This window comes from Streptomyces sp. MMCC 100 (genome assembly GCF_041538145.2).
Classification (GTDB): Bacteria; Actinomycetota; Actinomycetes; order Streptomycetales; family Streptomycetaceae; genus Streptomyces.
Genome location: NZ_JBGORK020000001.1, coordinates 691,785 through 704,114, shown reverse-complemented (window position 1 = coordinate 704,114; position 12,330 = coordinate 691,785). Strand labels below are relative to the sequence as shown.

At 68.7% G+C, this 12,330-nt stretch carries 16 protein-coding genes, 1 tRNA gene and 1 riboswitch; of the genes, 5 read left to right on the top strand and 12 right to left on the bottom strand.

Annotated features, from left to right (window positions below):
• Positions 1–17: 17 nt before the first annotated feature.
• Positions 18–84, bottom strand: a riboswitch (guanidine-III (ykkC-III) riboswitch).
• A gap of 51 nt (positions 85–135) precedes the next feature.
• Both ABS735_RS03315 and ABS735_RS03310 read right to left on the bottom strand, forming a co-directional pair.
• Positions 136–492 carry a GroES family chaperonin gene (locus ABS735_RS03315; RefSeq protein WP_373899879.1) on the bottom strand — a complete coding sequence of 119 codons (357 nt, stop codon included), beginning with the start codon at positions 490–492 and terminating at the stop codon, positions 136–138.
• 23 nt (positions 493–515) lie between these two features.
• Positions 516–848, bottom strand: coding sequence for a DUF3618 domain-containing protein (locus ABS735_RS03310; RefSeq protein WP_373899878.1), 333 nt, complete (start codon positions 846–848; stop codon positions 516–518).
• 92 nt (positions 849–940) lie between these two features.
• Here ABS735_RS03310 and bcp point away from each other — a divergent pair, with 92 nt between their 5' ends.
• A complete protein-coding gene (gene bcp / locus ABS735_RS03305) occupies positions 941–1,408 on the top strand; it encodes a thioredoxin-dependent thiol peroxidase (RefSeq protein ID WP_373899877.1) in 468 nt (155 codons plus the stop codon).
• A gap of 187 nt (positions 1,409–1,595) precedes the next feature.
• Positions 1,596–1,679, top strand: a tRNA-Leu gene (locus ABS735_RS03300).
• 53 nt (positions 1,680–1,732) lie between these two features.
• Here ABS735_RS03300 and rdgB read toward each other — a convergent pair.
• The 4 genes from rdgB to ABS735_RS03280 all read right to left on the bottom strand — a co-directional run bounded on the left by rdgB (position 1,733) and on the right by ABS735_RS03280 (position 4,054).
• Positions 1,733–2,335 (bottom strand): RdgB/HAM1 family non-canonical purine NTP pyrophosphatase, encoded by a 603-nt coding sequence (rdgB, locus tag ABS735_RS03295; protein ID WP_373899876.1) that lies wholly within the window; start codon positions 2,333–2,335, stop codon positions 1,733–1,735.
• Between the two features lie 50 nt (positions 2,336–2,385).
• Positions 2,386–2,790 carry a hypothetical protein gene (locus tag ABS735_RS03290; protein ID WP_373899875.1) on the bottom strand — a complete coding sequence of 135 codons (405 nt, stop codon included), beginning with the start codon at positions 2,788–2,790 and terminating at the stop codon, positions 2,386–2,388.
• Between the two features lie 180 nt (positions 2,791–2,970).
• Positions 2,971–3,711 carry a ribonuclease PH gene (rph, locus tag ABS735_RS03285; RefSeq protein WP_373899874.1) on the bottom strand — a complete coding sequence of 247 codons (741 nt, stop codon included), beginning with the start codon at positions 3,709–3,711 and terminating at the stop codon, positions 2,971–2,973.
• A 109-nt stretch (positions 3,712–3,820) separates the two neighbouring features.
• Positions 3,821–4,054 carry a PTS sugar transporter subunit IIB gene (locus ABS735_RS03280; RefSeq protein WP_003975905.1) on the bottom strand — a complete coding sequence of 78 codons (234 nt, stop codon included), beginning with the start codon at positions 4,052–4,054 and terminating at the stop codon, positions 3,821–3,823.
• A gap of 179 nt (positions 4,055–4,233) precedes the next feature.
• Here ABS735_RS03280 and ABS735_RS03275 point away from each other — a divergent pair, with 179 nt between their 5' ends.
• Both ABS735_RS03275 and ABS735_RS03270 read left to right on the top strand, forming a co-directional pair.
• A complete protein-coding gene (locus ABS735_RS03275) occupies positions 4,234–5,529 on the top strand; it encodes a PTS transporter subunit EIIC (protein WP_373900213.1) in 1,296 nt (431 codons plus the stop codon).
• Positions 5,530–5,756: 227 nt separating this feature from the next.
• Positions 5,757–7,007, top strand: coding sequence for a PTS transporter subunit EIIC (locus ABS735_RS03270; protein ID WP_373899873.1), 1,251 nt, complete (start codon positions 5,757–5,759; stop codon positions 7,005–7,007).
• Between the two features lie 101 nt (positions 7,008–7,108).
• On the opposite strand, the gene ABS735_RS03265 is transcribed toward ABS735_RS03270, so the two are convergent.
• Positions 7,109–7,861: an MBL fold metallo-hydrolase gene (locus ABS735_RS03265; protein WP_373899872.1), complete on the bottom strand. Its 753-nt coding sequence runs from the start codon at positions 7,859–7,861 to the stop codon at positions 7,109–7,111.
• 204 nt (positions 7,862–8,065) lie between these two features.
• Between ABS735_RS03265 and ABS735_RS03260 the strand changes: the two genes are divergently transcribed.
• Positions 8,066–8,530, top strand: coding sequence for a type II toxin-antitoxin system PemK/MazF family toxin (locus tag ABS735_RS03260; protein ID WP_373899871.1), 465 nt, complete (start codon positions 8,066–8,068; stop codon positions 8,528–8,530).
• Positions 8,531–8,537: 7 nt separating this feature from the next.
• On the opposite strand, the gene ABS735_RS03255 is transcribed toward ABS735_RS03260, so the two are convergent.
• The 5 genes from ABS735_RS03255 to ABS735_RS03235 form a co-directional block, all read right to left on the bottom strand.
• A complete protein-coding gene (locus ABS735_RS03255; RefSeq protein ID WP_373899870.1) occupies positions 8,538–9,488 on the bottom strand; it encodes a PLP-dependent cysteine synthase family protein in 951 nt (316 codons plus the stop codon).
• Positions 9,489–9,494: 6 nt separating this feature from the next.
• Positions 9,495–9,773, bottom strand: a complete 279-nt coding sequence (locus tag ABS735_RS03250; protein WP_122619852.1) for a MoaD/ThiS family protein — start codon at positions 9,771–9,773, stop codon at positions 9,495–9,497.
• Positions 9,774–9,872: 99 nt separating this feature from the next.
• Positions 9,873–9,968: a putative leader peptide gene (locus ABS735_RS03245; RefSeq protein WP_309546867.1), complete on the bottom strand. Its 96-nt coding sequence runs from the start codon at positions 9,966–9,968 to the stop codon at positions 9,873–9,875.
• Between the two features lie 79 nt (positions 9,969–10,047).
• Positions 10,048–10,470, bottom strand: coding sequence for a M67 family metallopeptidase (locus ABS735_RS03240; protein ID WP_109032680.1), 423 nt, complete (start codon positions 10,468–10,470; stop codon positions 10,048–10,050).
• A 206-nt stretch (positions 10,471–10,676) separates the two neighbouring features.
• Complete coding sequence (locus tag ABS735_RS03235; protein ID WP_373899869.1) at positions 10,677–12,104, bottom strand: amino acid permease; 1,428 nt, start codon at positions 12,102–12,104, stop codon at positions 10,677–10,679.
• Positions 12,105–12,330 lie beyond the last annotated feature (226 nt).

Sequence of the window (12,330 nt, the reverse complement as noted above, 5' to 3'; positions counted from 1 at the left end):
TGAACGAACTGAACGGTGGTGCGTCGTCTTTTCCTTCAGCCCGGTACGGCGCGTCTCGTCGGGTGCCACCCAAGGTAGCAAAGCAAGCAGAAAGGGGCTGGTGACACCGGTCACCAGCCCCTGCTGCCCTACTGCTTACAGGTACAGCCCGGTGGAGTCCTCCGACCCCTCGAACCGGTCCGCGGCCACGGCGTGCAGATCGCGCTCGCGCATGAGCACGTAGCCCACACCCCGCACCTCGACCTCGGCACGGTCCTCCGGGTCGTACAGCACCCGGTCGCCCGGCTCCACGGTCCGTACGTTCTGCCCGACCGCGACGACCTCGGCCCAGGCCAGCCGCTTGCCGACGGCCGCCGTCGCGGGAATCAGGATGCCGCCCCCGGAACGCCGCTCGCCCTCGCCGGTGTCCTGCCGCACGAGTACGCGGTCGTGCAGCATCCGGATGGGCAGCTTGTCGTCCTGGGGACCGGACTCGTTTCTCTTGGCGCTCACGCCCTGAACCTACCTGCCCCCGCTCAGCGCTTCCGCCGCCGGGTGCCGCCCAGGGCGAGCAGCCCCACGACCCCGACCACCACCAGCGCGGCCGGCACGACCCGCTCCATCCGCGGGGCGCCCCGCTCATCCACGAACTGCGCCCTCACATCGCTGACCACCCGGTTGACCTGGACGTATGCCCGCCCAAGCGTGTGATCGACGCTGGAGGCGACCTTGGCCTTCGCGTCGTCGACGATGGTCTTCGGGTGCACCCGCATCCCGAGCTCGTCGAGCGTCTCGGCCAGCACCTCGCGGCGGCGCTTGATGTCCGCCTCGATCTGCGCCGGGGTTCTGATGTCCGACGTGTCCGCCACCGTACGCCTCCGCAGTCTTCCGACACTGTCCCGGACAGTCTGTCAGCTACTTGCTTGTCTGCACTGTCAGGACCCCCCGTTACGCTGACCCGATGAGCGAGCGACTCCAGCCCGGGGACCCCGCCCCGGCCTTCACCCTCCCGGACGCCGACGGCAACGAGGTGTCCCTGTCCGACCACAAGGGCCGCAAGGTCATCGTCTACTTCTACCCTGCGGCGCTTACCCCCGGCTGCACGAAGCAGGCGTGCGACTTCACGGACAACCTGGAGCTGCTGACCGGCGCCGGGTACGACGTGATCGGCATCTCCCCCGACAAGCCGGAGAAGCTGGCGAAATTCCGCGAGACCGAGTCCCTGAAGGTCACCCTCCTCGCCGACCCGGACAAGAAGGTCCTCGACGCGTACGGCGCCTTCGGCGAGAAGAAGAACTACGGCAAGACCTACATGGGCGTCATCCGCTCCACGATCGTCGTGGACGAGGAGGGCAAGGTAGAACGCGCCCTCTACAACGTCCGCGCGACGGGCCACGTGGCCAAGATCATCAAGGACCTGGGGATCTGAGATTCAGATCCCTGCGGGACCCGTACCGGCTGGACCCGGTACGGGTGTCGGTCACGTCAACGGGGACCGCAGTGACGATCGGCGCGAGAATCTGCGGTTGCCGTGTCGAACCGCCACGCGACGACCAGCACCTGGTGCGGGGGACGCTCAAGGCAACACGCGGCTCCCGGTACGATGGCAGACGCTGGCGGCGGTGGCGCAATGGCGACGCAGCAGACTTAGGATCTGTGGCCCCTGACCGGGCTTGAGGGTTCGAATCCCTTCCGCCGCACGCGAACGGCCTGCGAATCCAAAGCGGATGCGCAGGCCGTTGTCGTGGGCGCCTCAGCCCAACAGCTCCCGCACCACCGGCACCAGGGCCCGGAACGCCTTCCCCCGGTGGCTGATCGCGTTCTTCTCCTCTGCCGTCAGTTCCGCGCAGGTCCTCGTCTCGCCCTCCGGCTGGAGGATCGGGTCGTAGCCGAAGCCGCCCGCGCCGGCGGGCTCGTGGCGGAGGATGCCCCTCAGTTGGCCCTCGACCACCCTCTCCGTGCCGTCGGGCAGGGCCAGGGCCGCCGCGCAGGCGAAGTGGGCGGCGCGGTGTTCGTCGGCGATGTCGCCGAGCTGGGCGAGGAGGAGGTCGAGGTTGGCCTTGTCGTCGCCGTGGCGGCCTGCCCAGCGGGCGGAGAAGATGCCCGGCGCGCCGTTCAGGACGTCGACGCAGAGGCCGGAGTCGTCGGCGACGGCGGGGAGGCCGGTCGCCTGGGCGAGGGCGTGGGCCTTGAGCAGGGCGTTCTCGGCGAAGGTGACGCCGGTTTCCTTGACGTCGGGGATCTCCGGGTAGGCGTCCGCTCCGACGAGGTCGTGGGGCAGGCCCGCGCCGGCGAGGATGGCCCTCAGTTCGGTGATCTTTCCGGCGTTGCGGGTGGCGAGGATCAGGCGGGTCATGGGGTCCAGTATCCATCCCGGACCCCTGAGCCCCTTGCCTGAGATCTCCCCTACGGCGTGCAGACCTTCGTCAGTTCGCCCGCCGCGTCGGTGACGGGGCTGAGGTCGGGGGTCTCGTCGCCGTTCTCCACCGAGGTGCGGACGTTGTCGACGGCCTTGCCGAGGTCGTCGACGGCCTGGTTGACGTCGGCGTTGTCGGTCTGGTCGCCGATCTTGTCGAGGTTCTTGTCGATGGAGTCGAGGGACTCCTCCCACTGGGTGGGGTCGTCCGTGTTCTCCACGGCCTGCTGGAGTTCGGTGACGCTGTCGGCTATCGCGTCGGCCGTGCGTACGCAGTCGAGTGCCTTGTCGACGGCGTCGCAGCCGGTGGTGAGGCCGGCCGTCAGGGCGATGGTCGCCACGGTGGCGGCGGTGACAGCGGTGCGGCGAAGGCTGCGGTGGCGGCTCGCGGCCATGGGTCTCGGTCCTCCCCTTGGGACAGGGCCGGGCGGCCCGTGTGCGGTGCGGCGTCGGGCGTACGGCAAGGTCTGCCGTACGCCCGTGGTGCTGTACTGCTAGGGACGCGCCGGTGGGCGGCCGAGTTGCGCGTGCGGCCGCCTTTCCTTGATGCGCCTTTGGCGTTCCCTTTACTCCCTTTACCTTTCGAGGGCCGTCTCGAGCACCTTGCGCTGCAGCTCGGCCAGTTCCGTGCAGCCCGCGGCGGCGAGGTCGAGCAGGGCGTTGAGTTCGTCGCGGGCGAAGGGCTCGGCCTCGGCGGTGCCCTGGACCTCGACGAAGCGGCCGTCGCCGGTGCAGACGACGTTCATGTCGGTGTCGGCGCGGACGTCTTCCTCGTAGCGCAGGTCGAGGAGGGGGGTGCCGTCGACGATGCCGACGGAGACGGCGGAGACGGTGCCGGTGAGCGGCTTGCGGCTGGGCTTGATCAGCTTCTTGGTGTGCTGGGCCCAGCTGATGGCGTCGGCGAGGGCGACGTAGGCGCCGGTGATGGCGGCGGTGCGGGTGCCGCCGTCGGCCTGGAGGACGTCGCAGTCCAGGACGATGGTGTTCTCGCCGAGTGCCTTGTAGTCGATGACGGCGCGCAGGGACCGGCCGATGAGGCGGCTGATCTCGTGGGTGCGGCCGCCGATGCGGCCCTTGACGGACTCGCGGTCGCCGCGGGTGTTGGTGGCGCGGGGGAGCATGGCGTATTCGGCGGTGACCCAGCCTTCGCCGCTGCCCTTGCGCCAGCGGGGGACGCCTTCGGTGACGGAGGCGTTGCAGAGGACCTTGGTGTCGCCGAAGGAGACGAGGACGGAGCCTTCGGCGTGCTTGCTCCAGCCGCGTTCGATGGTGACGGGGCGGAGCTGCTGGGGGGTGCGGCCGTCGATTCGTGACATGCGGGTGAGCCTAGCGGCCCATGGGGAAGGGGCCTGCCCCGCGGTGGAGGAGGCCCCTTGCCGGTGTGACCGTGCATGCCGTGAAGCGGTGGTTCACGGATTCACGGGTTCACATCATGTCTTCGATCTCCGCCGCGATCGGGTCGGCGTCGGTGCCGATGACGACCTGGATGGCGGTGCCCATCTTGACGACGCCGTGGGCGCCGGCGGCCTTGAGGGCGGCTTCGTTGACCAGCGCGGGGTCGTTGACCTCGGTGCGGAGCCGGGTGATGCAGCCTTCGATCTCGTCGATGTTGTCGATGCCGCCGAGGCCGGCGACGATCTTCTCAGCCTTGCTGGCCATGTTCGTTCTCCCTGATCCGAGCCGCTTTGTCGCAGTAACCCACAGTTGGCCCATCTTCGCGAGCCATCGTGCGGTCTGTCGCGAATGATGGCGTCACGACGGCGGAGCCGTCCGTCAACTGGTCTACACCAGTGTACCGGCGGCCGGTTCGAACCGGATCGAGACCGGATGGAGACCGGATGAGTGCCGACAGCGCGGTCAGTCCCGTTCGCGCCCGTTGGAACAAGGCGTTCCAAGGGTTGCAGAAGATGGGTCGCAGTCTTCAGTTGCCCATCGCGGTCCTGCCCGCCGCGGGCATTCTCAACCGTCTGGGACAGCCGGACGTGTTCGGGGACGACGGTCTGGGCTGGACGAACGTCTCGAAGGTGATGACGGGCGCGGGCGGTGCGCTGCTCGACGGGTCGCTGGGGCTGCCGCTGCTGTTCTGCGTGGGTGTGGCCATCGGCATGGCGAAGAAGGCCGACGGTTCGACGGCGCTCGCCGCGGTGGCGGGGTTCCTCGTCTACTACAACGTGCTGCGGCAGTTTCCGGAGGACTGTCCGGAGGGATCGGAGGCGGTGCCGCAGGTCGGGTGCCGGCCGACCGGTGGTGACGGTGAGGTGACGGCGTTCGTCTTCCAGAACCCAGGCGTCTTCGGCGGCATCGTGATGGGGCTGTTGACGGCGTACTTCTGGCAGCGTTTCCACCGGACGAAGCTGGTGGACTGGCTGGGCTTCTTCAACGGGCGCCGGCTGGTGCCGATCATCATGGCGTTCGTGGCGATCGTGTTCGCGGCGCTGTGTCTGTGGGTGTGGCCGCCGATCGGTGACGCGCTGGAGAGTTTCAGCGACTGGATGACCGGGATCGGTGCGTGGGGCGCGGGAGTGTTCGGGCTGGCGAACCGGGCGTTGCTGGTGATCGGTCTGCATCAGTTCCTGAACGTGCCGATGTGGTTCCAGTTCGGTTCGTACACGAAGCCGGACGGCACGGTGGTGCACGGTGACATCAACATGTTCCTTGCGGGCGATCCGGACGCGGGTCAGTTCACGACGGGCTTCTTCCCGATCATGATGTTCGCGTTGCCGGCGGCGGCGCTGGCGATCACGCACTGCGCGAAGCCGCACCGGCGCAAGGAGGTCGGCGGCCTGATGCTGTCGGTGGGGCTGACGTCGTTCGTGACGGGGATCACGGAGCCGCTGGAGTACTCGTTCCTGTTCATCGCTCCCCTGTTGTACGCGGCGCACGCGGTGCTGACGGGGGTGTCGATGGCGGTGACGTGGGCGCTGGGGGTGAAGGACGGGTTCAGCTTCTCGGCGGGGCTGATCGACTACGTCATCAACTGGAACCTGGCGACGAAGCCGTGGCTGATCATTCCGATCGGGCTGTGTTTCGCGGTGGTGTACTACGTGGTCTTCCGATTCGCGATCACGAAGTTCGATCTGAAGACTCCGGGGCGGGAGCCCGAGGACGAGGTGGAGGACGTCACCAAGGTGTAGACCTCTTTCGTTCCTCACGTACCCTTTGAGGGTGGTCTCGCGAAGGCCCCCGGACCGTCGGTCCGGGGGCCTTCTCCGCGCCCTCCCGCGCCTGCGAGCAGGGGACTTGGGCGGGCACTGCGCGTAGCGCTCCGGTCGCGGAATCACGGGTTCCTTACGCGGCCTTCATCGTGCTACAACAGGTCTACACCACTGAGTGGTGTAGACCACCACCCGATGGAGGAAGTATGAGCACCGCCACCGACAAGGCGGCCCCCGCAAAGAAGCGGGGATCTGGTCTTTTCCAGGGTCTGCAGAAGGTCGGCCGCAGCCTGCAGCTCCCGATCGCCGTGCTGCCGGCGGCGGGCATCATGGTCCGACTCGGCCAGGACGACATCTTCGGCAAGGACGGCCTCGGCTGGGACAAGGTCGCCGCCGTCTTCAACAACGCGGGCGGTGCCCTCACCGGCTCGCTGCCGATCCTGTTCTGCATAGGCGTGGCCATCGGCTTCGCCAAGAAGGCCGATGGCTCGACCGCGCTGGCCGCGGTGGTCGGCTTCCTCGTCTACAGCAAGGTGCTCGAGGCCTTCCCGGTCACCGAGGCGGTGGTCAAGAAGGGCGAGGACGTCGCCGCGACGTACAACGACCCGGGCGTGCTCGGCGGCATCATCATGGGTCTGCTCGCCGCCGTGCTGTGGCAGCGGTTCCACCGCACCAAGCTGGTGGACTGGCTCGGCTTCTTCAACGGCCGTCGCCTGGTGCCGATCATCATGGCGTTCGTCGGCATCGTGGTGGGTGTGTTCTTCGGTCTGGTCTGGGAGCCCATCGGCACCGGCATCTCCAACTTCGGCGAGTGGATGACCGGCCTCGGCTCCGGCGGCGCCGCGCTGTTCGGTGGCGTGAACCGTGCGCTGATCCCGGTCGGCATGCACCAGTTCGTGAACACGGTGGCCTGGTTCCAGCTCGGTGACTTCACCAACTCCGCCGGTGAGGTCGTGCACGGTGACATCACCCGCTTCCTGGCCGGTGACCCCTCCGCCGGTATCTTCCAGGCGGGCTTCTTCCCGATCATGATGTTCGGTCTGCCGGCCGCCGCCCTGGCCATGGCGCACACCGCCCGCCCGGAGCGCCGCAAGGCCGTCCTCGGCATGATGGTCTCGCTCGCGCTGACCTCGTTCGTCACCGGTGTGACCGAGCCGATCGAGTTCTCGTTCATGTTCATCGCGCCGGTCCTGTACGTGCTGCACGCGGTGCTGACCGCCGTCTCGATGGCCGTGACGTGGGGTCTGGGTGTGCACGCCGGGTTCAACTTCTCGGCCGGTGCCATCGACTACGCCCTGAACTGGCACCTCGCCACCAAGCCATGGCTGATCATCCCGATCGGTCTGGTGTTCGCGGCGATCTACTACGTGACGTTCCGTTTCGCGATCGTCAAGTTCAACCTGAAGACCCCGGGCCGCGAGCCCGAGGAGGAGGTCGAGGACCTCACCAAGGCGTGAGCCCTCGCCGTACGGCATGAGTGCCCGGCGTACGGCATGAGGAAGGCCCCGGAACCGCGAAGGTTCCGGGGCCTTTCTGCTGTGTCCCGGGGGTCCGGGGCTCAGATCTCGTACACCGCGCCCGCCGCGGCGATGTCCACAGTCCCGTCGTAGACCTCGCGCGCGTCGGCGCGGTTGACCTCGGGGTCGGTCCACGGGGGGATGTGGGTGAGCACCAGGCGCCGGGCGCCGGCCCGGGCGGCGCTCTCGCCCGCCTCGCGTCCGTTGAGGTGCAGGTCGGGGATGTTCTCCTTGCCGTGCGTGAAGGCGGCCTCGCACAGGAACAGGTCGGTGTCGCGGGCGAGTTCGTCCAGCACGGGGGTGGCGCCCGTGTCGCCGGAGTACGTCACCGAACGGCCGCCGTGCTCGACGCGGATGGCGTAGGCCTCCACGGGGTGGGCGACGCGCTCGGTGTGCACGGTGAACGGGCCGACCTCGAAGGTGGACGGCTTGACCGTGTGGAAGTCGAACACCTCGCTCATGGAGGAGGCGGACGGGGTGTCGGCGTAGGCGGTGGTCAGCCGGTGCTCGGTGCCCTCGGGTCCGTAGACCGGGAGCGGGGCGCAGCGGCCGCCGTCGTGCCGGTAGTAGCGGGCCACGAAGTAGCCGAGCATGTCGATGCAGTGGTCGGCGTGCAGATGGCTGAGGAAGATCGCGTCGAGGTCGTAGAGACCGCAGTGGCGCTGCAGCTCGCCGAGGGCACCGTTGCCCATGTCGAGGAGCAGCCGGAAGCCGTCGGCCTCGACGAGGTAGCTCGAGCAGGCCGATTCCGCGGACGGGAACGACCCCGAGCAGCCGACGACGGTGAGCTTCATGAAGCAGAAACCTCCGCTGGCGCGTATGGAGAGACGGGGGTCGTGCGGTTTGTCGAGCGTAAGGCGCAAAACCTGTGGTCGCTCCTCCGCCAGGGGCCGTTGTGGGCGAACTCACCTGTGGGATCACCGGTTCGGCTGGAAGTGGGGCGCGCGGGGCCATGGAAGGGGCGCGCGGCAGCGGTGTGCGCCGGTACGGTCGTCGGTATGGACACGTCCTGGTGGCTCGTCTTCGCGGCGGTGGTACTGCTCGCGCTCGTCGCCACGGTCGTCGACGGCTGGGGCCGGGGGCGGCGGCCTCGTGGGCCGGGCGGCGCCCGGCGGCCGCCTGGGCGCCCTCGCGGTCCCGGCGGGCGGGCGGTGCGGCCGCGGCCTGCGGAGATCTGGTGGGCGAACGTGCCGTACGAGGACTCCGGCGGTGCGAAGGACCGGCCGTGTCTGGTGATCTCGGTGCGCGGGCGGCAGGTGCTGGTCGCGAAGATCACCACCCGGTACCGGGAGGGGCGGGCCGGGGTGATCACGCTGCCGCCGGGCTCCGTCGGGGACGCGCGGGGGCGGACGAGCTACCTGGAGACCGACGAGCTGCGCGCCGTTCCGGTGCGGGACTTCCGGCGCCGGGTGGGCGTGGTGGACCCGGCCCTGTGGGACCAGGTCCGTCACCTCGCCGGATGACTCCCTCTCAGGCCCAGAGCTGGCCGTGGAGGGTCTCGATGGCCGCCTCGGTGGTGGCCGCGGTGTAGACGCCGGTGGAGAGGTACTTCCAGCCGCCGTCGGCGACGACGAACACGATGTCCGCGCTCTCGCCGGCCTTGACCGCCTTCTTCCCGACGCCGATCGCGGCGTGCAGGGCGGCGCCGGTGGAGACGCCCGCGAAGATGCCCTCCTGCTGGAGAAGCTCACGGGTACGGGTGACCGCGTCGGCGGAGCCCACCGAGAAGCGGGTGGTGAGCACGGAGGCGTCGTACAGCTCGGGTACGAAGCCCTCGTCGAGGTTGCGCAGGCCGTACACGAGGTCGTCGTAGCGCGGTTCGGCGGCGACGACCTTCACGTCCGGCTTGTGCTCGCGCAGGTAGCGGCCGACGCCCATCAACGTCCCCGTCGTCCCGAGGCCCGCGACGAAGTGGGTGACCGAGGGCAGGTCGGCGAGGATCTCGGGGCCGGTGCCGGCGTAGTGGGCGCCCGCGTTGTCCGGGTTGCCGTACTGGTAGAGCATCACCCAGTCCGGGTGCTCGGCGGAGAGCTCCTTGGCGACCCGTACGGCGGTGTTGGAGCCGCCCGCGGCCGGGGAGGAGATGATCTCCGCGCCCCACATGGCGAGCAGGTCCCGGCGTTCCTGGGAGGTGTTCTCGGGCATCACGCAGACGATGCGGTAACCCTTGAGCTTGGCGGCCATCGCCAGCGAGATGCCGGTGTTGCCGCTGGTCGGCTCCAGGATCGTGCAGCCCTTGGTGAGGCGGCCGTCCTTCTCGGCCTGCTCGATCATGTGGAGCGCGGGGCGGTCCTTGATCGAGCCGGTCGGGTTGCGGTCCTCCAGCTTGGCCCAGATGCGGACGTCGTCGGACGGCGACAGCCGCGGCAGGCGCACCAGGGGGGTGTTGCCCACCGCGGCCAGCGGGGAGTCGTAGCGCATCGGCGATCAGGCCATGCCGCCGGCCACGGCCGGCAGGATCGTGATGCTGTCGCCGTCGCTGAGCTTGGTGTCGATGCCGTCCAGGAAGCGGACGTCCTCGTCGTTCAGGTAGACGTTGACGAAGCGGCGGAGCTGCTCGCCGTCGACGATGCGGGCCTGGATGCCCGTGTGCCGGGTCTCGAGGTCGGCGAAGAGCTTGGCGAGGGTGTCCCCGTTGCCCTCGACCGCCTTCTGACCGTCGGTGTACTGGCGGAGGATGGTCGGGATGCGGACCTCGATGGCCATGGCTGAGTGCTCCTGTCGGAAGTTTGTCGTGGGTTCGTAGGGCGCGCGGCGGCACACGTCGGCACGCCGCGGCTCACGGCCGTACGGCGGCGGCGAAGATCAACAGATGGCGCTTTTCAGCCTGCACAGGTCGACGTGCAGCCGCGCCACGAGCAGTGTGCCCGGCGCCTTTTCGCTCACGTCGAGAAGAACCATGGGCTCATCGTATCGATTCCCGGCCCGGCTTCCGGAGTGTGATCTCACCTGATGGACTCTTTCCGTCCGGTGTGCGAGATCAGTACGCCTCGACGACCTTGACCTCCTCCTCCGTGACCTCGCCCTCCACGATGCGGAACGACCGGAACTGGAATTCGCCGGCGCCGTCGGTGTCCGCGGTGGAGACGAGGACGTAGTGGGCTCCGGGCTCGTTGGCGTAGGTGATGTCGGTGCGGGAGGGGTGGGCCTCGGTCGCGGTGTGGGAGTGGTAGATGACCACCGGCTCCTCGTCGCGGTCGTCCATCTCGCGGTAGAGCTTGAGGAGGTCCTGCGAGTCGAACTCGTAGAAGGTGGGCGAGCGGGCGGCGTTGAGCATGGGGATGAACCGCTCGGGGCGGCCCTCGCCGACGGGACCGGCCACCACGCCGCACGCCTCGTCGGGGTGGTCCTCGCGCGCGTGGGCGACGATCTGGTCGTACAGGGCCTGTGTGATGGTCAGCATGCGGCCAGGATAAGCAGACGGGCCCGCCCGTACCGATGGGTGGTACGGGCGGGCCCATATGCCGGACATCCTGAGCGGTGGCCTTGGGGATGCCACGAGCGTCCCCGGTGGCCGGATGTCCTCGGGTGCGCACAGAGGCGCTGGTCAGAGCCGGTTGGTGCGGCGTCCGAGCCGGTCGGTGCGGCGTTCGAGCCGGTCGGTGCGCGTCAGCCGATCTTCTCGAACTCCGGCTCGCCGGGCCGCTCGGTGATCTGCGGGTTGCGGCTCTTGAGCACCGCCCAGCCGATGCCGAGGGCGGCGGCCCAGCCGGCCATCACGTACAGGCAGACGCGGGCGTCGGCGTCGTAGGCGATGAGGCAGGTGACGAAGAGCAGGAAGGCGATGGCGATGTAGGAGCACACCGACCCGCCGGGCGCCGGGAAGGAGGAGGCGGGCAGGCGGCCCGCGACGACCTTGCGGCGGTACCGCACATGGCTGATCAGGATCATCAGCCAGGTCCAGATGCCGGCGGCGGTGGCGACGGAGGTGACGTAGCCGAAGGCCTTCTCCGGGACGAGGTAGTTCAGCACCACGCCGATGGCCATGAAGACGACCGAGACGGCGATGCCGATGGCCGGGGTCTTGGTCGACGACAGCTTGTTGAAGACCTTGGGGGCCTCGCCGTTGTCCGCGAGGGTGCGCAGCATCCGGCCCGTGGAGTACATGCCGGAGTTGCAGGAGGACAGGGCGGCGGTGAGCACGACGAAGTTGACGATGCCGGCGCCGGCCGGGATGCCGATGACCGCGAAGGCCTCCACGAAGGGGCTGACGCCCTCGGCGAACTCGGTCCACTTGACCACGGCCAGGATGACGGTAAGGGCGCCGACGTAGAAGAGGGCGATGCGCCAGGGCAGGGTGTTGATCGCCTTGGGGAGGGTCTTCTCCGGGTTCTCGGACTCACCCGCGGTGACGCCGACCAGCTCGACGGCGAGGTAGGCGAACATGACGCCCTGGAGGGTCATCAGGGACGAGCCGATGCCCTTGGGGAAGAAGCCGTCGAACTCCCACAGGTTGGAGACGGCGGCGGTGTCGCCGGCCTGGCTGAAGCCGAGGGTGAGGACGCCGACGCCGATCACGATCATGCCGATGATGGCGGTGACCTTGACCATCGAGAACCAGAACTCGATCTCGCCGAACAGCTTCACCGAGATCAGGTTGGCCACGAACAGCAGGACCAGGAAGACCAGGGCCGAGACCCATTGCGGGATGTCCGGGAACCAGTAGTGGATGTAGATGGCGGCGGCGGTGAGCTCCGCCATGCCGGTGACCACCCACATCAGCCAGTACGTCCAGCCGGTGAAGTAGCCGAAGAAGGGACCGAGGAACTCGCGCGAGTACTCGGCGAAGGAGCCGGAGACGGGACGGTAGAGGAGCAGCTCGCCGAGCGCCCGCATGATGAAGAAGATGATCACACCCGCGAGGGCGTACATGAGGATGATGCTGGGGCCGGCCTTGGCGATGTTGGCCCCGGCGCCCAGGAAGAGGCCGACGCCGATGGCGCCGCCGATCGCGATCATCTGGACCTGGCGGCTGTTGAGACCGCGCTCGTAGCCCTCTTCGGGGGCCTTGTCCGTGTCGACCTGCGCAGAGGTCATGTGTGGTGCGCCTTTCTCCATGCCGATCCGGGCCTTGACTCGGCCGCGGATCGGGTCTCGATCCCCCCGGATGATGGAGCTGAGCGGGCCTCACATCCCGCTCGGTGCCTGGCCGGCGGTCTGCCGGCTCGGTGGCGCACCCGGCCGAACATTCGGGTGGTGTTCGCCGGGCGGTCGTGAAGATTTACCACGACCTCGACGCCGATCACAGGGGTGGATTGTGACG